Origin of the sequence: Lacticaseibacillus brantae DSM 23927 (assembly GCF_001436115.1) — a bacterium.
GTDB lineage: Bacteria > Bacillota > Bacilli > Lactobacillales > Lactobacillaceae > Lacticaseibacillus > Lacticaseibacillus brantae.
In genome coordinates this window covers 169,229-190,994 of sequence record NZ_AYZQ01000003.1, presented here as the reverse complement: position 1 = coordinate 190,994, position 21,766 = coordinate 169,229, and the positions used below count along the sequence as shown (strand labels likewise).

Genomic DNA, 21,766 nt, shown 5'->3' with positions numbered 1-21,766 from the left:
ACTAGTCCTCCTGTGTGGTCGAGTCAGCCCGCGCAACGGCGGCTTGACCTAATAAATTTAAGAAATGCCATGGATAGTCATAGTGCGGATTGAAAAGCATATCGACATAAGCTAAGTCATCAATTGTATTGCGATTTTGAATCATCACGGACAACAAATTGGCTGACTGGGAAACATCATACTCACTATACAACTGGCCGCCTAAGATTTGGCGATTGGCACTATCAAACACAAGCCGCATGAGCACTGGCACAGTCGAGGCCATGAATGTGGGCCGATAATTCACCGTCAGGGTCACTGCCTCAGCCGCAAAGCCGCTTTTCTTCGCATACAGCTCAGTTAGCCCGGTTGAAGCCAGGGTCTTCCCAAATAAGGTTAAAGCACTGGTCGCCTGTGTCCCCATATATTTAACCCGGCGTTTAAACAGATTAATACCAGCTAACTTCCCTTGGCGCACCGCATTAGTTGCCAGAGGCGTATAGGCATCCTTGCCCGTCGGATTAAAGTGTACCGCCACGGCATCACCCGCCGCAAAAATATCGGGATTACTCGTTTGCATATAGTCGTCAACATGAACCGAGTCATCGGCGTTCATGGCGACTTGGTCGTGCAATAGCTCAGTCATTGGCCGAAAGCCGACACAAACAATCGCTAAGTCCGCTTGGTGTTCACCTAGGTCGGTTTGCACGAAAACTTGATGATCATCCCCGTCAAATTTGAGGGCAGTTTCATCATACAATGTTACCCCGTGATCTTCCAAGTCTGCGCGCACCCGTTGACTCACTTCTTGATCAGCATAATGACTTAGGAGCGGGCGCACCCCGTTAATTAGCCCCACCGCTTTACCTGAATGACTGTAAGCCTCAGCAAGTTCGACGCCAATATAGCCCCCACCGATGATGAGGATTTTGCTGGCTGTCGCCGCCGTCTTATGAATTGCCACCGCGTCATCATAACTCTTACACAAAAGTACTCGTGGAATGGTGACCCCTTGCAGCGGCGGAATCACTGGGTAACTGCCAGCAGAGAAAACCAGCTTGTCATAGTGATCCGTGAATTGAGCATTTGTTTTGAGATCAACAACCGTCACAGTATGATTCGCCGCATCAATATGGGTGACATCGTGTTCAAGTTGAAAATGCAGTTTAGGGGCTGATTTTTCGAGAACATCAGCATGATTCAAAAAGAGATCATCAAGATTGTGAACCTCACCACCGAGATACAAGGCAATGCCACAGGATAAGAACGAGATATCCGGCCGTCGTTCGTATACGGTCACTTCAGTTTCTGGGTGCTGATTGATGATTTCTTGAACAGCAGCTGTTCCTGCATGTGTGCTGCCGACAACAATAACTTTCATTTTAACCGCCTTTATTTGAACCTTTCAATAATCTATGAATAAAAATCTACTTCCCGATTAAGCAAAATGCTTCTGCTTTATTATGCCATTCTCGTCTAACAAAACAAAGGCCTTCATCTCGGCATTTTTATAGAGGCCGCGCTATAATGTTTGTAACATTGAATAAAGGAGTTTTGTGTTATGCATATTGCTTTGATTGGCGCTGGCCCACGCGGCATGCTCATTCTCGAGCGCTTGCTCGCCTGGCAAACTGCGCATTATCCTGAGACCGAATTATCCATTGACCTGTTCGATCCATATGGTATCGGCGGCCGGGTTTGGCAAGTCGATCAACCTCATGAACTGATTATGAATACGGCCACTCAGCAGATCACCTTATTCTACGATCGAAGCGTCGCAGCCAATGGCCCACAAGCTCCAGGACTCGATTTGGCCGACTGGGCTGCCGGTGTTGGCCCAGACTATATTAAGGCGCAGGGTTTCCCGGATTATTTAGCTGAAGAAGCAGCCGGTTTGGGGCCCAATGACTATGCTTCCCGGGCCCTCTATGGGGCTTATATTCACTGGGTTTATGCCGAACTCAACCAGCGCAAGCAAGCCAATACCACTATTACGCTTCATCAAGTGCCCGTGAGTGCTGTTCAAAAGCACGGTGAGCAATTCCAGGTGACAGCCACAGATGGCGTCATTGCCGTGGACGAAGTTGTCATGGCGCTGGGTAACCTTGAAAACACGCCAACACGTGAGCAAGAGCAGCTGGCTGACTTTGCTGCGGAGCATCAGCTCACTTACATCCAGCCTGGCTTCCCAAATGAAGCCGACCTCAGTACTGTTGCCGCTGGCGACAACGTTATTGTCCGGGGCTTAGGCCTCAGTTTCTTTGATTTCATGGCCCGCTTTACGATTGGACGTGGCGGCCATTTTGATCGCCAAGCCGACGGGCACCTCACTTACGTCAAAAACGGCAAAGAGCCCCACATCATCGCTGGTTCACGTCGTGGTTTTCCTTATCGCGCTAAGGGTCGCAATCAAAAGGGGCCTGGTGAAGAATGGCCACCGCAGTTTCTGACCGATGCCCAGATTGAGACGTTCCAAAAACAAGGCCATATTACGGGGCAAGAATTCTGGACGCTTTTACAACATGAAGTGGAATATATCTATTACACCTTATTGATTGAACAGTCGTATCCAGAAATCGATGTTGCCACTTTCCAAGCCGAATTTAAGGCTAATCCTGAAGGGGCTGTCGCAGCGATTCCTTCCACAGACCAGCTCGACTGGCAAGCCTTACAAGCCCCATTACAAAGCGCGGAACCAGCAGACTTTAAGACCTTTATGCTGGCCTACCTACAAGATGACGCTGCCGCTGCTGAACAAGGCACCAAGACCGGCCCGCTTACCAGTGCGCTTGAAGTCTTGCGAGATATGCGGGACCCAATTCGGCAGATTATCGAACGTGAACTGCTCACTGACGATCAATATCTAGACTTCTTCCTGCGTTGGTTCAATCCTCTCAATGACTTTTTGTCCATCGGACCGCCAGTTATTCGGATTGAGCAATTGGCTGCCCTCGTCGATGCCGGTATCGTTACCCTGTTAGCGCCCGGCATGACCGTCGAAACCGAAGCAGACCATTTCGTTGTCGGCACAACCAGCAATGACACGACATACACAGCCAAAGCCCTGTTCGAAGCCCGTGTGCCAGCCGTCAGTGCGCCAACTGCGATTAATCCGTTAATGCAGCAATTGCTGACGGACCAATATGCCAGTCTTTATGCGCTCCAGCTGCAAACTGAGAAACGCTTCCAGTCTGGAGCCGTCAACGTCGACCGCAAAACGAACCAATTGCTCAATAGTAGCAATCATCTGCAAGCCGGCCTGTACTTCTGGGGCGTACCAACAGAAGGTGTGCACTGGCTAACGACCGCCAGCCCCCGGCCCCTGGTCAACGATGTGTCTTTACGCACCGCTGATCAAATGGTTGAAAGCATTTGGTCCACACAAGCAGGTCATTAAATACTTCATAACAAAAAAGGCGTCGTTTAAACAGCAACCACTGTGTAAACGGCGTCTTTTCAATATTCAATTTTAATATCTGAGAATAGCACTCACTGGCACTGAGAAGTAGTCAGCATTCATCAAGGTGACTTTGCCACCAAAGGCCAAGACGATATCAGCCAGGTCGTTCAACAAGTTGTTGTGTTGCGCTTGTTCGGAACTACCTTCGAGTTGCATGTCCTTAATCCGGCCATTGTAACGGGCGCCACTTTGGATATAGAGGTGTTCAACTGCACCGTTTACAACGGCATCGACAACTTGGCCGAGATCTGAACGGTAGCGTTTCTGGCTGGTGGCCCGGTCAATCCGATTTAAAGCATGTTCGAACTGATCCTTGCGCCATTCTTGGCGCATCTGGTCAACTAAATCGTCCAGTTCAGGCTTGGTCAAGTTTACAGGACTCGCCTCAATCTGATAGCGGTTAGACAAGTACAGGTTCTTACTGATTTCGTGGAACATTCGCAGATTTTGCGCCAGGCCAATCAGAATCAGCATACGTTGATGCGGCTTGGAATACGTATCGGTAATGAATTTATCTAAATCCGTATAGTACCGCCGTTGATCAGAGAGTTCGTCAGGACCCTTTGAGACTGAATTCTTCTCGCCACCACGGAGTTCGGCGCCGATTGTTGCTTCCATCCGTCCAGGATTTGCTGGCAGGGCTACCGGTGTCAATGTCGTCCCATCATTGTGGTAGAACTCAACCCGGTCAATGTTCAGTGCTAATAAATCAAAGTCAAAATGACGTTGATTATCCAAAAGTAATGGCAAAATTTGTGGTGTTTCAGTCACCATGGCTTGTTCGTTCACCACATTGCCGAGCGCTTGAACATAGGTGCGCTTACCGTTAGTGATGAGACCAAAGCCATGGCCATGAATGTCAGCCCAGGCCAAACTGTCATTGATGAATGGATCAATGGCGGGTGCAAACGTCTCCCACTTGGATTCAGGCCAAGCGGTTGCCATCACCCCTTCAGCATGTTTGGCTAAATTCTTGATTTGAATCTTGGACTTTTCAGGAATTTGCTCATCTTCCATCGGCAGATAGATGGTCACAAAAGGTCCTTGATCAGTTGTCTCCTGTAGGAATGTCCGTAAATCTGTTGAAATTTCACTTGCCATAAACATTGCCACCTTCCTTATAGTTGCTTACTCGTAGCATACCAGCAAACAGAATTCGTTTTCAAGAAAAGCTACTTACAGCGAGTAAGAAAAAGCGCGTCATCGGATTGATAGGATTATCGTCCGATTAACGCGCTTTTCATTGGCAGTTTTTGATTAAACTAGGTTCGAGAAACCATGGGGATGAATCAGTTGCGAAATATTCAAGACGCTCGCAATGGCGTTCCAAACCAAATCAGTAGTGGCATCAATAACTGAACTGCCCACCCCGAGTAACCGGTGGAAGAGTGGCACATCGTTTTGCTGCACAGCATTGGTGACTTGTGCCATCACCGTTTGGTTTTGAGTGATGCCGTTAATCCGATTAAAGGCTTCGGTGAGCATCTGTTGTGCCCCCGCCCCGGCGGAATCGAGCAAGCCCAACGCGCCATGGAGCACGGAGTTAACCCCGGTAACCACGGAAGCCAGAGTGCCAAAGACCAAGCGATCCGGCTCATCACTCAAAATTGGATGCTCCGCTTCGCCAAGAATTGTCCGCAGCGCGCCATCAACTAAGGAACCAATCGTGTCAAAAATAGCACTAACATTGCCTCCGAGTTTGCCTGCCGCAGTCAGCAACGCGCCCTGGCCACCAGGTGTTTGTTCACCCGGATGGATGAAACCATTGATAGCAGAGGTCGCAATCCCAACCACACTGCCGACCAAGGAAGTAGAAGTCTTAATTAAGAAGTTCGCAAAGTTATTCACACTCAATGCCGATAAGAGATACATCTGCATCTCAGCCATTTCCTTATTGTTCATGAACTTCTTGTTGTACTCTGCCGCTGTTGGTGCGTCCGTATTAGCCACGCTTGGGCCACCGGCGGTACTGTTAGCCTTGGCTGATTGAATAAATTGGAAGACCCCATCGTGTAACCAGTTGGCAACATCTGGGAAGTCAAAGCGGATCAGTTGGCGAATGGTGTCCCCTAAGGTGGCCATGGCTGCGACGAGTCGATTACCGCCATTGGAAGCCAAGCGATCATCAAGCATTCCCAAGGTCCGTTCAACGGTATTGCCGCTCAACCCCGCCACAAAACCACCGATCAAAGCATTGAGGGTTGGGAAGGTGACGCCTGAAGCGCTGCTAATATTTTGGTTATACAAGAACCCGACGAGATAGCCGGTATTTTCATCAACGGGTAAGCCTTTAATGGGTTGACCAGTCATCCAAGACAATAAATCGGCCAAGACCTGATCAGGATGGCTCGCAACAAAGTTTGGATCCGCAAAATCGCCCAAGGTATTCCCCGCAAAGTTATCTGGCAACGTGACCTTGCCATCTAAACCGAGGTTCAACTTGCTGAGGTCAAAGACCACCCGGCGACTTTCACTGAGATCAGTTGATTTTTCCCAGTGTAAATTGGTCATTTGCTTCCGCATCATGGCATCAACATCCATGTTCATTGGCATGGTGCCGTCATCCAGCATCAAATCGTCCCACGAAGAATCAGCAGGTTGACTGTACAATGGCGTCCCAATGACGGAGACAATGACGGGATTAACGACCTTATATAGACCTGTCAACAACTTGGAATTGACCGTCGCACCCAAGCTATTGGCTAAATCTGCCGTTGCCTTGAGTGGGGATGCCATCAACGTATCCCAGAATGCCTTGTCGTTCATATGGCCAACGAATTGGTCAATCATTTGGCCAGAGAAACCAACTTGCTTCAAGGCACCTTTGACATCAGTAATGTACTTCGCATCCCCATTACCCGTGAAGTGCGTCAACATCCCTGAAATTTGGGTGGCAAAAGCGTCCTTAAAGTTCTTCAATTGTTGGGTCGTGTAGTCATTGTTTGGGGCAAAGCTTGAGGTTGACGATTCTGATGGCTTCAAAGCTTGGAACCCATCATCAACAACAACTATGCCATTCGAAAGCTTGTGATCATTTGCCTTCTGAGGTTGTTGTTTATCTGCCACGGCTGGATCAACGGCAATGACTTGTGGCGTTTTGGCTGTGTTCGTTGGCAAAATGGCCAGGTTTAGCACTTCCAAACTCCGTTCTGCTTGGTCAACGGCTGCTTGAGTAGCGTTACTGTCAGCGTAGACAGTTTGTGCCTTCGCATAGGCCGCGCGCAATTGCGTTGCCACATCATCTTTAATCCCACCGGCAAGGAGCAGCTTCTGGGAAAGTTCAATTTCAGCTTGCAGGCCATTAGGATTGGTTTGCCCTTTTGCTTGGTAATCTGCGGTATGACTACCATTGTCGCGCGTTTTATTCACCACTTCATACACCAAGCTAGTTGTATCGAATGGCTTACTATTGGCCGCTGCTTCCACAAAATTGTGATCCTTGGTGTAAACCAAGCCAAAGCGCTCGGCAACCTTTGTGCCTCCACTAAAGCGACTCAAGTCTGGATTGGTGACAACCATTGGGATTTCGACCGTTGTGGTCCCGCGTTGGAAGGAGCCAATCAGATTGCTTAACGCATTGGAGTTGCTAGCGGTCCTGAGCATGGCATTGCGAGCGCCATTGAGTAAATTGTCGGCCGCATAACCAGCAACCTTCAACGGATTAAAGGCCGTATTCACTAAATTCTGGAGGAAATTATTCAATTGGTCAGCGACGAAGCCACCCACTAACGGAATCTGACCAAGAATAGCCTTGTTCTGTTTGGTGATACCACTAATGTCGACATACAGACTGACTTGATCGTTATCTGCATTAATAAAGTTCTGTAACCCCTTGGCCACAGCATTAATGGCTGAGTAAATGCTGACATTGTAGGCCAGGCCCAGTGTATTACCGACATTACCGGCCCACTTCAATTCCGGAACACTCAATGGCGTGTAAGTGAAATACACCTTATCAAGAGCATTGGCCGTACGGTTGATGGCGTCGTTCACGTGTTGATGCACAGCATCCCCGACTGAGGTTGAAAAATCATCACTGACGACATATTGTCCACCCTTATTGTCATTGACTAAGCGGACGTTCACCAGCTTGGTCAATTGCGTTAAGGCTTCTGGCGTCAAATCTTTCATCGCCGCCGCTAACTCGCCAGTCACGGTCCCAGGCTTGTTCACGTCGCCGAGATTGAAATCGGCATGGATACTTGGCAATGCTTCTAAGTCGCCGAGGTTGACCCCAAAATTCTTCAAAACAGACTTAATGGAATTCAGAGCCGAGCCAGCAGGATTCGCTAACGTCCCAACCGCGCCGTTCAGCGCCTCTTGCAGCGACTTCACGGCATTAATCACTTTGACGTTATTCTTCTGGACTGCGTCTGAAATCCCCGTAATTGCGGCTTGGTTTTTGGCGGCATTGATAGTCACCGTCACTTTGGCTTGCCCAGTTTGACCGGCGCTTTGGTAATTGCCTTGCGCATCAGCTTTTGGCTGCTGGTAGTTAGGATTCATATCCAAATTACCATTCTTACTGTCGGTCACTGTTTGTTGATTATCATAGCCAACCAATGCGACATGATCTTTCAAATCGGTTGGAATCTGTGTGACAACTTGTTGTTGTGCTGAGCCGCCCACATTAACTTGTAAGCCATCGTCCTTCTTGCCAACTACCGTAATATTGCGCTGATTGTTGGTGACGGTCACATTGTCAGCCGAGACCACGCCATCGGCATTGAGGTTCGACTTTCCATCAGTCATTCCTGCCGCGGCTTGGTTAGCCACCGCATTACTTTCCACCTGTGCGGTATTCCGATCAATGGTGGTGTTGTTATCAGCGTGTGTCGTTTGCCCAATTGACACATCAATTACTGCCGCATGTGCAGATTGTGGCGCTCCCAACGCCATCGTCCCAGCTAATGCGAGTGACGCTACTCCTGCCATCATCCAGCCCTTCTTGGTCTTGAAAAGCTTCTTCCGAAAGACCGCTGACCCCTCAGCGGTTTTACGCTTTAATCGGTTCATGTTTACCCCTCCAAATTAATCGTTGGACTGAACAGTCCACTCGAGTAGTGTAAACTTGATTGCGGCCAATTTAATCGCAGTTGATTTTTGCCCACTGAACAAACACAATTTAAAAAGAGCGCTTACGAACGCAGAAGCCGGCATTAAAGGATTGTTCAATATAATTCATACTTTTGAATATAAAAATGGTCGTAAATCGATTATTTATCTTGCCAATAATGATAATACAACGGGAAAACGCTGTGACAAACCTCAGAAAAACATTTTCACAGGCACATAAAAACGAGGTTGAAAGCACCTCGTTTTTGTGTGAGCTTATAAACCTGTTTGTTTGGGGTCCACGACCTTACCGTCAATAAATAGGATCGAAATTTTATAAGCTGCCTGGCTAACCTTGCCTTCGTATTCATACGCCAAAACCGGTGTGGGATTGACGAGCGAGATGACCCGCAATGGATGTCCAAGCACGGTGATAACTTGGGCAATGGTGTCTCCCTTCTTCACCTGTTTGTAATCAGCCAAGGTCAACCGCGATCGGACGTCCTCATACACCCCCTCAACTTGCTTACTCAAAACCTTATCATCCATGAATGTCACTTTCACGCTGCCCACTTGGCCATTGGGACGATTCCACGTCAGCACTTTCCCAGTTTGATTGGCAACTGGCACTTCTTCAATTTGACTTGGTTTTCCTAGCAAGGCAGTCACTTGGGATTGGGTATCATAGTTAGCTTTACTATCAGCAATTTGGTTGAATTTTTGCGTCAATGTTAGGTCTACTTTTGTCGATGGCTTAGCTGTCGGCTGCTGGCGAGTACTGCGATTACCTTGAACTGTTTTTTTCACCTTGTTTTGCTCCTTATTGGTCGCGACCGCCTGCTGAGATTGTTGGCCTTGATGCAGGACATACATACTACCACCTACACCGACAGCCACAATCATGGCAATGACAAGCCACATCAGTCTCCTCTTTGTCATGACTTGGCTCACCTTTCCACGTGCAACGCTGCGATAATCATTGAAAACAAACGATCCAAATTCCGCCGCGAGCCTAACTCTGGCACCCATTCAAACACTTTCGACGCATCGACCTGATGATTGAGCGGGGTGTAGTCGCCGCTTTCAACGACAACAACATAATTATGGGTCTTTGCGTGAGCAAGCACGGTTTGAGGCGTGAATAGCCATTGAATATTAGCAAAATGGTCAAAGAGTTGATGAATCACTGACTGATCAATCGTCACTGCCTGCGGTGAGAAGAAGAGATCAATTCGTTTGAGACTAGCTCGATGAGGCGTCAATTCGCGGTTTGCTTGCACCACGGGTAAGATTTGGACAGCATACTGGGGTTTCACTGCGGTCTTCACGAACTCAATTAAATCAGCTTGCTGATCTGGCCGTAACTTTGGTCCCAATGGCAGAGCATGTTTGACCAAAATGTGGCCCATAACTGCTCCCCAACTGAGGGTTTGTTCTGTCTCACTCAGTTGGGTTAAAGGACCCTTCAAAATGGCCTGCCCAAACTCTTGCCAATATTGAAGCGACCGCTCGGGATTGATTTGCCGAGTTAATAAGGCAAATTGCGGGTCGATAAATAATTGATACCGCAGACTATACAGCAAACGTTTAGCTGGTTCAGTCCCCATCCCAAATTGCTGAATCAGGTGGTTAATAAAGACAATCTGGTCGCTGGCCGATAAACTCCCCAAAGGTAAAATCAATTGTCCAGTCAGATTATCGCGGCGCAACAAGGTCAGATAAATCACACGTAAGAAGTTGGTTAAATCATAATTGTCTAGGTTTGCTTCTGAAATTCCCAAAAGCAGTGCCAACCAAGTTCTGGCTATGGTGAGTGGCATCTGCGGTTCAATCGCCGTGCTATCATCAATCCCACTGGCACGCAGTAATCGCGCATAAATCTCTTGGACAAAGAGCTCGTTGCCTGTGATTCTTACTGTAGCAAACGACCACCGAAGCCCTAGACTAGTCACATAACCCTGAAACGGCTTGAGACGCCGGCGTAAAGTTACGGAACTGACACCGTGTGCTTTGGCAAAAACATCACCCTGTGCCTTGCCTTGATTCATCAATCCCCACAAAATATATTGTGCTGCTAGGCTATCACGAATCAAAAATTGGCGGTAGCGCGCAATCACATCATCTTGATCAATCCTAAGCTTCATCTTTGCGAGGTCGTTTTGCAATTCACGATTTAAATTGTAGGCTGTCGCATATGAAAGATGGGCTTTTTGTGCGTATGCCGCCAGCCGAAAACAACCCTCAGCCTCGATGATCTCACTGAGTAAAATTAACTTCTCTTCTTCACGCTTTGTCATCAAAACTTGCTCTAGTGTCATGGCTACCCCTTCTTCCTTTTAAAATATCGTCCTAATCCCGTGGATAAATCGTGCCATCATACTTGACGGTAAAGGTAAAACCGGACTCCTCCCCGGCCTTTAATAATCCTGTAACACGGACTGATTCGGCCTTACGCCAGTTAAGTAACTGCCAGTCAAACGGGCTCTGTGCATAAGTCAGCGAGCCGGCACTAACAATTGACAGCGGCGGGACGACAACCCACCGAGTCGTGTTTGTGCCCCAGCGAGTTGGGACACCGCGATTATCCAACTCCGCAACGCGCTGGAAGGTATAACCTGCTTTGCCCAGGCTATCCCAAGACTGACCTTGATAACTTGATCCCATCCCTAATTTCTGAGCAATGGCGTTACCGGTCACAACTTTTTGGACACCGCCTTGGCGATTAAACAAAGAGTATGACCGTTCGAAGTTATTCTGACCGCCCTCAGTCAGCCATTGGCCAGGTGTATATTCTGCAACTGTTGGGACAACTTGCCCGTTTGTCTCAACGTCCTGGATACTAGTAATCACCGATGCGTTAGCGCTTGCAAAATCCGCCTTAACGCGATTATAGGTCGCCAGTAAATCAGAGTAACTCATAGTTGGATCAAGATAGACATAGAGTTCCTTATCGATAGTTGGCGCTGTCGTATAGTTTTCAACCACGCGAACGGGCACCGGGCTAGCAAAGTCCGCATACGGTCGACTGAAAGTGAATTCGTCATTGTTCCCGCCAACGTTGGTAATGTTAATATACGCCCGTTTACCGCCTTCAGCTGTATTCAGCATCACCTGAGAAGCTCCGCCAAAAGCGACGCCTTCAATAATTGGGGAAACGAGACGGGCCCCAACAGAGACCAAGCGCATCGGATCAAGCAGCAGTAGCGATCCAATCCCGCGAACTGTCTCTACTGCGGCCAACGCTAAGTCCCATTGAACCAAACCGTCAATGTTAATTCCTTTACCAACCTGTAAGGGGACCGTTTTAATCACTTGACCAGCTGGGTTTAAATACAAGACGTGCCCCGTTTGGTTGGCCTTGTTGTAAGTGAATTCATAAAATCCAGTGTTATCGCGCCGCACTAATCCGCCTAAAACTTCATAGTTAGCATCTGGATCGGGTACGGCTAAATTCTGCGCGATCGTCTTGGTTGTCGAAGTGAGGTAATTATGAATGGTATCCGTCGCCGCCGCAAGATTAAAGTCTTTTGGTGTCGTTCGATCAGCCAGTCGAAACACGCGCTGGCCGTTCAGCATTGTTGACGTCAGCGCCGGATCGGTTGCGACGACTGACTGTGCTTGTTGTACTTGTTGGGATGGGACAGATTCTGCTGCATAAACCGTAGTTGTTATTTGGGCGCTTATGCCACCCACTAAGCCAAAAGCCATTGCAAGCATTGCAACAACTTTGGCAAATCGCTTACCCTTAATTTTCATAGTTGTCTTCTCCAAATTTTATTTACACGGCTAGACTTTATCTGACATACCTTTTACCGCCTTTGTGATCACTGACCATGATGCCAGCAATTGGCAGAAACAAGGTTAGGCCCAAGACCAAGCAGAGTTGCCATGGCGCAGAAGCCAGCACCATCCCTGCCGACCTGACCGCTAATTGTTGCCAAATATTTAATGGCGCAACGCCTTGATTAACAACTTTATCTGCCTTAGTGGCTACTGATTTTTGACTAATCCCCAAGCCTTTCAAGACGGCCGATGGTGTATGTTCAAACGTGGTATAGCCCGTGTATTTTGCTTGCACCACGCGCCGATATGGCGTTCCTTCAGGGCCCTCGCACCGAAAAATCGTCATAATCGCTGCGTCCGTCGGCCCAACGTCATCTAAGAGCCCAATTTTATTAGCATTCACGACCTGATTACTGCTCACTTGGTATCGATAGACATACCCGTAGTTGGTGGCATAAACAGCATTGCCAGCTTTTAACACCTTGATATTAGCCAACCCAAGACCGGTACCGAAGATGTTGTGACTGGCAATGACATAATTGCCATGAGCCAACCGCTGCGTGGGACGATAAGTGGCCACCCCAGAAAGTAAGTTAGCGTCTGTCATCCCAGCCAGAATCGGTAGGGCCACCCGCGCTTGTGGAATATATAAACGACCAATCCCGTTTTGGTTGACGGTAGTGGTTTGTTTCAGCTTGGCTGCAGTATAGGCCGGAATTCCAACACTTTTGATGGCGGCACTATTGTCAGTTGCGGTCGCAATTTTCTGTGGAGCCGCATTCGCTAATGGTGTTAATTGTGCCTGTGAAACGGCAATTAAGGCCGCATTCTGATTGAGTAGCTGATTTCCCCACCAAGCAAAAACCGTCAGAATCGCTATGACACTCACATTGATAATGAAAATTACGCCCCACACTCGCCGCCCGTTCATAATTTAGCCCGCTTTCGGTGTTTAACAATAAGATATAAGAATAGACTCATCAAAACCAGGGCCGAAATGAGCAAGACCTTGTTCTGATAGCTCCACGTATCCCGAGCCACAACCGGATCCTTTGCCGCTTCCGCCAGCGAAATCCGATGACCAGTCACCAAGAGACGGTGGCTGTTAATGCCAATCGGCGTACACGTTAGCAGGGTCACTAGATCGCGATTCGCTTCAATCTTGATGGCGTCAATGCGATCCGGGGTCACCACCTTAAGATTGTCAATCCGATAGGCCCGTTTTTGCCCGAGTACGGACACATAGAAGACGTCTGACTTTTTCAGCTTTTCCGCATCCGAAAACAGGGTTTGGTTTTCAATGCCTGAGTGCCCTGTAATCACTGCCCGGGTATTCTTACCCCCAACAGGAATCGAAGTTGTCTGCATATGCCCTAAGCCTTTATCCAGCACGGCAAAGGTGGTGCCTTGATAGAAAGGCATCTTGGTCATGTGGATGGCGGGAATATCCAGATAGCCCATGACTGAACTTTTGATCGTGTCTTTATAGGCCACCGGCGTTGCGGGTTGGCCAGATTGTTGGCCCCATAAATATCGGTTATACGCCTGTGCTTGGGCCAATTCGTGTGCCTTCTCTTTGGGGTCCATTTGTTCCAATTGTCGCTCATAATTCGTGATGGCCTTGCCGCGATCGATGTTGGCGTACCAATTGCCGACAATCGGATAGAAAAAGATGGCAATGCCAGCAAAGATGAACAGGCCGGATAAAACCGCGGCCCAATTAATTTTTTTGCGTTTCTTCGTGCTCAACGGATGTCCGACCTCCTTGTTTGCGAGTCCGATTGCGGTAATAAGCATAGGCGATGATTATCACTGCCAACCCGAGCAGCATCAGCACAATATGCTCGTAATTCCAGAAATTCCGTTTCTGGACGGGCGCCTTGCGTGCCGCCGTGTAGGCCGTACGATAACCGGTCACCAACAATCGATCTGAATTGATGCCCGCCGGCCAACACGTCAATAAGGTCACGGCATCTTGGCCGCGCCGAATTTTAATCGCATTGACCTGGTCAGGCTTGACCTTCTGAATGTCATGAACCTTGTACGCCAGCTTCCGATCAAGCACTTGAATGAAGAAATAATCCCCCACTTGTAACTTGTTAATATCAGAAAACAGCTGTTGATTCGCTAACCCTGAATGCCCAGTAATGACGGCGCGCGTATTCTTGCCGCCGATGGGTACTGAAGTCATTTTCATATGCCCCAGACCTTTTTCGAGCACATCATCATTAGAGCCGTGATAAAACGGCATGTTGACAATATCAATGGCGGGAATATTCAGCATCCCCATCACGCCGCTCGCATCAGGCAAAATCGTATTGTAGTTAGGCAGTTTAGCCGGTATATTCCGTTGCTGCTGCCAAATCCCATCGTTATAGGCCTGGGCAGCCGCAAACTCTTGGGCCACCACCTTGGGCGCTAACTCTTTGATGTCCTTTTGGTAGCGCGTGACCGCATGACCCCGATCAATATTGGCAAAGTAATTCGCCGCGATGGGGTATGCCAGTAGGAGCACGGCCACGGCAATCAGCACGAGTGAGCCGATTTCAAGCCGATTCAGTTTTATTCGTCTCATTTTTGACCACACGTGCACTCACTGCCTTACTTTTTTGACTAGACGGTTGCAATAATCGAACAAAGCTCAGCCTGAAGCCAGGCCTAATGCCTCAGGTTGAGCTCTTTGTATTGGCTTCAAGCCTCACCCGAGCCGATGATGAAAATAGGACCAAGCCCCGACGCTACCACTGCCAATCAGTGCCAAGAGCAGCAGCCATAGTTGCGACTCATTGCCCATGCTGGCACTGGTTTGGGGAATGCGGGTGTTGGGAATCCGCCCTTTAGGCAGAGGTGCCGTGGGCGGAATTTTCGGTAAATGGGTATTGGGCAATTCTGGTACCGTTGGTGGCACCGGTGGCACTGGTGGAATCGTTGGCGTTTCAACTCCTGACTTTGGGTACAGCCAGACCTGGTTCAAGCGCGTGCCATCAACCAGCGTGGTTGGAATTTGCACGATTACCGGTGTCATTGGCTGGGTCACCCCATTGCCCGCCAGTTCTTTCACCAGATAAAAGCCGGGATCCAAATCAACATGGGCAAAACCCTTTGCATCAGTGGTGAGCGTTAACTCGGGAAAACTGGGATCCACCGTGTAACTGCTGGGGTCGGTGTAATTAGGCGTGCCGGCCCCGGCCAGAATGCGTTGAATCGTATAGTTGATGCCCGTCACTGGCCGCACATCCCCTGAGCCAGTACTGGTATCTTCAGCGCCATCGTGGCGCGCATTGGCCGGATCACCATTTGCATCGACGTATTTTTGAATGGTCAAGCCATACTCACCACTCGCGGCGGCGACTGAGTGCATCTGCGCTAAGCCAAACGTGGCGAAAATGGTGAGGAGTAAACCGACTTTCAGGACCGATTTAAGCGGTCCACGCCCATGGCGGCCCCAATAGATGAGGACGCCAATCACTGCCAGCAAGAAGAGAATCACAAAAGTCCAAATCATGAAACTCCCCGTGAACGGTAAGATTGTTGTGGGCGCATCGGCCATGACAAAGGTGAGATAGTTCTTGTTGGGATCGAGCGGCCCACCTTCAGGAATCAACTGGTTAGGCTTGCTGTTTGAAATATAGTTGCTATCGGTGCCGTCCGTGCTGACGACGCGCCCAAGATTGTCTTGCGTAAAGGCCAATTTCACAGCCGTGCCATTCAGCTCATAACCTGCTGGGGCCTTAATTTCTTGAACCCAATAGGTGTTCCCTAAGACGAGGTTTGAGACGTCCAGCTGGCCATCAGCACCGGTGCTGTAGGTCTTTGTTGGGTCTAATGGCTTGGTTAATGCCGCGTCCGTCCAAATCTGGAAGACCGCGCCGGCGAGTGGTTGCCCATTTTGATCTGTTTTGTAGAGCTTCAATTTCGGCTGAGTACTCTTTTTATTGAAAACAGTAACCGGTGTGACTGCGGTGCCGGCCGGATTTTGGACCACCGCATCGACTTGATGAACCAAGTCTGCCTTGGCCTGGTCGGTCAAAACATAGCTGCTCGGGGCACCAATTTCAATCAACCAATAGGTTGGGTTGGTCAGCGCTAACTGGTCAAACAGCCCTTGGCCGTTGGTGTCAGCCGTTTGCACATTCACACTGCCGTCAGCATTCGTGACAACATTATTAGCCAAATTACTGTCAGCCTTAATCGCGGCGAGAATGTCGGCCGTGGATTTACCCGCTTTAATCAGTTGATAAATCGCATCGGCACTGGCCTGAGACCGCGCCAGCATGAACTTGGCGCCGGCAAGCAGCTGCGAATGATTGTCCGCATTGGCTTTGACAAACTTAATCTGACCGACAGTTTTTTTCTGCTGATACTTCACGATGTTGCTGACGGGGTAAACGGTCGTGTCTGCCCCTTTGAAGCCGAGATAACTTTCGTGCTTAATGTAGTCCGTATCTGGCACAAAACTCTGATCAACCGCAAAGTCAGCCCGGAAAACCAGCTGTTCACCTGGTTGAATCGTGCCATGATACCGCATGCCAAACTGTTTGGCTTTGGTCTGGTTCATGTAGTCATTTTGCAGTAAATGCTGGTACGTCTGGTTTGCCGTGACCCAACCAGTATAATCACCATAGAAATCGCTGAAGAGACCAGACCCACCACTACCAGTTCCCAGCGTATCAAAGCTCGATAGCAGTGATTGCTGGCGATCACGGCTGACATAGAACCCAAAATTGCCTTGGTCGGCTAGAATCCGGGGACTGGTTGACGGGTCCAAGACAAGCGAACTGCGCACATTCTTTTGACCCGTGCGCGCCAGCGTGATGCCGGCATTCGTGTTAGTCCCCACATCGTCTTTCATGAACGGGACAATCGCAGTCACGTACGGATTCACGAGTGGCTGACTCTTGGCATCAATCGTAATGTAGATTGAGAAAGTGCGATCGGGTTTGGTATCAAAGTCGTACACGGCATTGCCTGGTGAAGAAGCTGACTCACTAGCGGGCATTGGCCCAATGGTTTCCTTGATGCCATAACTCGTTGCTTGCTGAACATTGACATACGCGCGATTCTTCAACACTTGCTCGCTGGCATCAGATGGCGATTGGAGACTATCAAAAGCCGGGGCAATCGGTTCTGGTGTCAAAGCGCCATTCACGTTGGCCATGAAGACATCTTTTGTCATAAAGCTGGCTTCTTGATTGTTTTTGCCGCCCATGATGTCAGACAGATCAAACCCAATCAAAGCGTAAGTGAGCGGTAAGCCTTGCGTGTACGTCTGCCCAGAGATCTGTTTCAAAGCCGTGTAATAATCATTCAAGGCCTTGCTGTTGGTTGGATCAGTCCAATCAATCTGTAAGACTTGTGCCTGCCGCGCGCCATCAATGGCATCAGTGTAGGCACTGCCTGAGCTCCCTGGCGCAAGCGCTGAGAAAACTTGTTGATAGGTTTGATTGTCTCCCAAGGTCATCGCTTTGGTTTTGAGGGTATACGTGCTGGCAAAATTCGTCTGATCAAGGCCGACACCGTCAACCGATTGGCGATAGTAGCCTTGGCTATTTTGCGGAATCACCAGCCGGATATCCGGGGTGGTTTGGGCCGCAGTTGGCGAGGTGATCAAAACATAGCTCGTATTCAACTCACTTTTAAAGCGGTCTGCGACGGCGGTCCCAGGTGTTAACGGTTCGCCATTGTAGCCGTAATACCGGCGAGAAAAGACGAGGTTGGCCTTGCCAGCTTGTTCACCAGGGCTACTTTGAGTCAGATATTCATTGCTGATATCCTTCCCGGCATAACGGTAACCGACTGAACTCGCATTCAACCATTGCCCCCGCCAGTCGCCTGGACTCAAGGTGGTGCTAGTTGGCAAGCCATTACTGAGCGTATAACCCCACAGGGTGGTTGGAAAACCAGGATTCTTTAACATTTCTGCCCCGTTAAACCAAGGGGTCCCCGGTAACTGCAGTGAGGCGCGAATCATATTGGGATTGTTATTGGTCATGGTCCCAATGGCCTTGGAATCAAACACTAATGGCGAGCGAATCACGCCCACCGGTTGATGGAGACCATTGGCACTTGAGGTGGCTTCATCAACCACCCACACATCTTGGCCGGTGAAGTCGTAGCGAATCGCCGTGTAAGTTTGCCGCAGCTGGGCTGAACTCATCCCCGCCGAATTCTTCATTACCGTGGCCCAATCCGACCATTGATAATCCTTCGTATCATTGGCTGGTGCAACGTCATCAAAATGCCATTGGCGTGCATCATTTGTGCCGTTGGCCGTGACGCGTTTACCCAACTTAATAATCTTGGACCAATCGAAGAAGCGACTTGCAGATGTCATGTCCTTGCTGGCTTCAAAACTTGGCGCAAAGGGATCCTGATACTTCGCCGGATTATCCACGAGCTTTTTTAACATATCCAGATTCATATAAAAGGCGTCAGAATTCCAAGTTGCCATCATATCAAGGTTCTTGTTTAATTCAAACGAAGTGGCGTTTCCGATGCTCCAGGTGCCTAGTTGTATCGTTAATCGGAACATGGCGTTGGTGGTCACATCGTCCGTTCGATTCGTCCCCAGTGGCGTGCCGGAATTCTTATCCACGTCAAAGGCCTTCCACTGACTATAAGCGTTCGTCTTGTTCGCCCAGTCGATCAATTGATCATTGGCGGAAAATGGTGTCTTCAACAACGGATCTGATTCCAACCCAGCCACAATCACCCCAGTTGGTGGCATGGTGAACGAATCGTTGATATCGTGACTGCTAAAAGTCTTCGTCAATCCTGAAAGACGATACGTAGCAAAGGTGACATCCAAGCCATACCGATCTGCCGTCACCGCATAATGCGCGCCTGTCTGGGGATTCACAATAAACGGGCTGCCTGGCAACGCGACATTGGTCTGCGCGTTGGTGGTGGTGCCCCGCAGAGCCACGGGATTGTCCGGGAACACACTGCTGTCAGAAATCACCGGTGTAGTGTGCAGATTGATGGCCTTAATTTGGTCGTCCGTTAACGTCGTGACTTGATAACGGGCATAAATTGCAGCTAGTTGGGATTCGACGCCCCAACTTTTCGCCTGGGCGACCGTGGCCGCATTCGGCGCATATAAAACACCGCCATCGCGATAGACCAAACTCCCGTTGGGACTGAGGCCAGTTGGGTACACACGATTTGTACTCGTGATTTTCATCGTACTCCCCATGAGTGCTTGCCACTGCGTCACTTGATAGTCCGTGTACAGCGGCATTGCCTGGCCATCAATTTGATAACTGTTCAGGTTGATCTGGCGATCAGTCGAATAATCCATACTTAGTGGCAGGTTACGATAGTTCGCATATTGATTGATGCCAAAGTTGCCTGGTGCAAAATTGTTCCGATCCTTAAAGAACAGGGCAAAAGTGGCGTAGTTTTCCTGGAAATCACTAGGCAGCACATAATCAAATGAGACTGTCGCCGTGACTGCCCATTGGCTGACCACTTCATTCGTATAGCTTGGATTGAGAATCTGTGAATCGTTCCAATGCACCGGTAAATATTGCCCAGCACTAGTCCCGCCATCTGGATTCTTCAATTGCCAGATTTTGGTCCCCGCGGAAGCATTCGCCGTCAAGCCACCAGTCGTTTTCAACTGATCTTGGCCGGCAGCAGTGGAGAAATTCCCCACCCCGTAGAAGATGTCGCGGACATTGCCGCCTTGGACATAATCAACCTGGCCTGAATCGCCCACCCCAAGGGCCGTAAAGTTGGCGACTTGCTGAAGATTCATTTGAATCTTAATCGTCCGCCCGACTTTGGTGTTGACCCCAACGCCGCTTGGGTTATCACTCGAAAGCTGAGGCATAATCACATAGCCGTACGCCAGCAGATTCGTGAAGTTGTTATAATCCTTGTCTCCCACGGCATCCCCATAGGCCTTGTAGGCGTCATAAATGGCCCCATAACGGTTGCTGGCTAACCCAGAGCCGGTAATTTGGTTGACTGTGCGAATTTGGAAGGCTGAGACGGCTTTCGCTGTAATTTGTTGCGAGGTGTAAGTGTACCCTGCATCAAAAGTTGGCATGGGTGAAAACGACGTGGTGAACTTATCGCCTTCATCTAGGTCACTCGATACCTTCCCTTTGAAAACTGTGGTCGCTTCACGGCCAGTTTGGTTGAAGGCAAAGGTCAGTTTCTTGGCCGTATCGGCCGAATAGGCATTGGGAACAGTGGTCGTCCCGTTACCGCGCAAATATAGGTTGATCGCATTCAAACTTTCAGGCACTTGGTGAGCCGCTTGATCGCCAATTTTATTCATCGTGGCGGTAACGGTATACACCATCGAGTCATTCACCCGCACCAAGTTGTTGGTGTAGGAACTGTCATGACCAGCCGCATTATCGGCATTGAGCTGTGCCTCACCATCTTGCGCCGCATATTTTCCTGTAAATCCAGTGTAGATTCTAAAAATCACATAATAGTCCGCTACCCCGTTATTCTTGGAGGAATACCATTTGGTTATTTTCTGGTAGGCAGCGTAATCATTCTGAGCGGCAACTTGTGTGACTTCTTCTTTGGGCCACAACAAATCGCCTGAAATTCCGTTTGGATTAATTGCACCAGCCTTGGGATCATTGGGATCCGCCGCTGGTAGCGTCAGCCCAGTTACTGCCGGCGCTGCGGCCGTGGCAGCAAGACTGATGAGTTTGAGCGCCTGAGCGTCAAACGCTAAAGGTTTAGTGCCTACTTGGGTCGCCAAGTGTAAGCCTTTGACCACATTCGGCATTGGTCGAGTGAGGGCCAATTCCTTTTTGGTCCAGACGTGACTGGATTGATCTTTCGTTTGCTTCTCAGTCGCAGTCTTTGGTGTCCCGTGCTTGATGACGTCCCGATCTGAGCGTTTGCCAAACGCAAATAACGTTTGCTGATGCCCATCGGCCGTCGCGATGACTTTAAACTTCCGATTGAGTGGATTGGTGAATTCTAACAGAAATTCTCGCTTGAGATTGGCTGGCACGACCACTTCACTTTTGATGACCTGCTGATTGGTATTAATCGTATCCAATTCAACTGGCCCAGTTTTCGTGGCTGCGGTCAGTTCGTCAAAAGAGGCGTGCTCCTTGATGGTCACCTTTGGCAAATCAGTCGCCTCACCACCAGCGAAGACGCTGTAAAGTCCCTTAAACGTCGTCGCTGGTAAGGCCGCCGCTTTCAAAGGTTTCGCGACTTTGACCAAGCGCACACTCAATCCATTCACAATGGGAATGTGGACCTGCTGCTTGGGAGGCTCGATTGCCAGCTGAACGCCACCGTTAAAAGTCTGTTCCTGGCTGGTCACGGCATGACCTGATGCGTCTTTGACGGTGAGGATAGCTGGCTGCCCAGCTAAGGCTCGCACAGCCTGGATAGGACTCATTAAGGCGCTCACAAGCATGACGACTAACATGGCCAGATGAACAATTTTGACCCGAAGCGATCGTTGTTTAATCAAGTTAACCCTCCTTTCTATCGTAAAAAAGT

At 49.3% G+C, this 21,766-nt stretch carries 11 protein-coding genes; 1 reads left to right on the top strand and 10 read right to left on the bottom strand.

Going from position 1 to position 21,766, the window contains the following annotated elements:
* Position 1 precedes the first annotated feature (1 nt).
* Complete coding sequence (locus FC34_RS06920) at positions 2-1,360, bottom strand: FAD-dependent oxidoreductase (RefSeq protein ID WP_057894688.1); 1,359 nt, start codon at positions 1,358-1,360, stop codon at positions 2-4.
* Positions 1,361-1,540: 180 nt separating this feature from the next.
* Here FC34_RS06920 and FC34_RS06915 point away from each other — a divergent pair, with 180 nt between their 5' ends.
* Positions 1,541-3,376, top strand: a complete 1,836-nt coding sequence (locus FC34_RS06915) for an FAD/NAD(P)-binding protein (RefSeq protein ID WP_057894687.1) — start codon at positions 1,541-1,543, stop codon at positions 3,374-3,376.
* A gap of 72 nt (positions 3,377-3,448) precedes the next feature.
* On the opposite strand, the gene FC34_RS06910 is transcribed toward FC34_RS06915, so the two are convergent.
* The 9 genes from FC34_RS06910 to FC34_RS06870 all read right to left on the bottom strand — a co-directional run bounded on the left by FC34_RS06910 (position 3,449) and on the right by FC34_RS06870 (position 21,737).
* Complete coding sequence (locus FC34_RS06910) at positions 3,449-4,540, bottom strand: baeRF6 domain-containing protein (RefSeq protein ID WP_157052268.1); 1,092 nt, start codon at positions 4,538-4,540, stop codon at positions 3,449-3,451.
* Positions 4,541-4,696: 156 nt separating this feature from the next.
* Positions 4,697-8,455: a hypothetical protein gene (locus FC34_RS06905; protein ID WP_057894685.1), complete on the bottom strand. Its 3,759-nt coding sequence runs from the start codon at positions 8,453-8,455 to the stop codon at positions 4,697-4,699.
* Positions 8,456-8,770: 315 nt separating this feature from the next.
* A complete protein-coding gene (locus FC34_RS06900) occupies positions 8,771-9,415 on the bottom strand; it encodes a DUF3862 domain-containing protein (RefSeq protein WP_057894684.1) in 645 nt (214 codons plus the stop codon).
* 26 nt (positions 9,416-9,441) lie between these two features.
* On the bottom strand, positions 9,442-10,812 hold the full coding sequence (locus FC34_RS09690) for a helix-turn-helix domain-containing protein (RefSeq protein ID WP_057894683.1): 1,371 nt from the start codon (positions 10,810-10,812) through the stop codon (positions 9,442-9,444).
* A 31-nt stretch (positions 10,813-10,843) separates the two neighbouring features.
* Positions 10,844-12,250: a hypothetical protein gene (locus FC34_RS06890; RefSeq protein ID WP_057894682.1), complete on the bottom strand. Its 1,407-nt coding sequence runs from the start codon at positions 12,248-12,250 to the stop codon at positions 10,844-10,846.
* 37 nt (positions 12,251-12,287) lie between these two features.
* A complete protein-coding gene (locus FC34_RS06885) occupies positions 12,288-13,208 on the bottom strand; it encodes a class A sortase (RefSeq protein ID WP_057894681.1) in 921 nt (306 codons plus the stop codon).
* On the bottom strand, positions 13,205-14,026 hold the full coding sequence (locus tag FC34_RS06880) for a class C sortase (protein ID WP_057894680.1): 822 nt from the start codon (positions 14,024-14,026) through the stop codon (positions 13,205-13,207). The genes FC34_RS06885 and FC34_RS06880 overlap by 4 nt, the downstream gene beginning before the upstream one ends.
* Entirely contained in the window at positions 13,998-14,852 is an 855-nt protein-coding gene (locus tag FC34_RS06875) for a class C sortase (protein WP_057894679.1), read from the bottom strand. Before FC34_RS06875 ends, FC34_RS06880 begins: the two co-directional genes overlap by 29 nt.
* 123 nt (positions 14,853-14,975) lie before the next feature.
* On the bottom strand, positions 14,976-21,737 hold the full coding sequence (locus FC34_RS06870; RefSeq protein WP_057894678.1) for an MSCRAMM family protein: 6,762 nt from the start codon (positions 21,735-21,737) through the stop codon (positions 14,976-14,978).
* Positions 21,738-21,766 lie beyond the last annotated feature (29 nt).

Excerpts from the sequence above, each read along its gene's own strand:
- FC34_RS06890 (WP_057894682.1), bottom strand. The coding sequence starts at position 12,250 with ATGAAAATTAAGGGTAAGCGATTTGCCAAAGTTGTTGCAATGCTTGCA.
- FC34_RS06885 (WP_057894681.1), bottom strand. The coding sequence starts at position 13,208 with ATGAACGGGCGGCGAGTGTGGGGCGTAATTTTCATTATCAATGTGAGT.
- FC34_RS06915 (WP_057894687.1), top strand. The coding sequence starts at position 1,541 with ATGCATATTGCTTTGATTGGCGCTGGCCCACGCGGCATGCTCATTCTC.
- FC34_RS06905 (WP_057894685.1), bottom strand. The coding sequence starts at position 8,455 with ATGAACCGATTAAAGCGTAAAACCGCTGAGGGGTCAGCGGTCTTTCGG.
- FC34_RS06900 (WP_057894684.1), bottom strand. The coding sequence starts at position 9,415 with ATGTGGCTTGTCATTGCCATGATTGTGGCTGTCGGTGTAGGTGGTAGT.
- FC34_RS09690 (WP_057894683.1), bottom strand. The coding sequence starts at position 10,812 with ATGACACTAGAGCAAGTTTTGATGACAAAGCGTGAAGAAGAGAAGTTA.
- FC34_RS06875 (WP_057894679.1), bottom strand. The coding sequence starts at position 14,852 with ATGAGACGAATAAAACTGAATCGGCTTGAAATCGGCTCACTCGTGCTG.
- FC34_RS06910 (WP_157052268.1), bottom strand. The coding sequence starts at position 4,540 with ATGGCAAGTGAAATTTCAACAGATTTACGGACATTCCTACAGGAGACA.
- FC34_RS06920 (WP_057894688.1), bottom strand. The coding sequence starts at position 1,360 with ATGAAAGTTATTGTTGTCGGCAGCACACATGCAGGAACAGCTGCTGTT.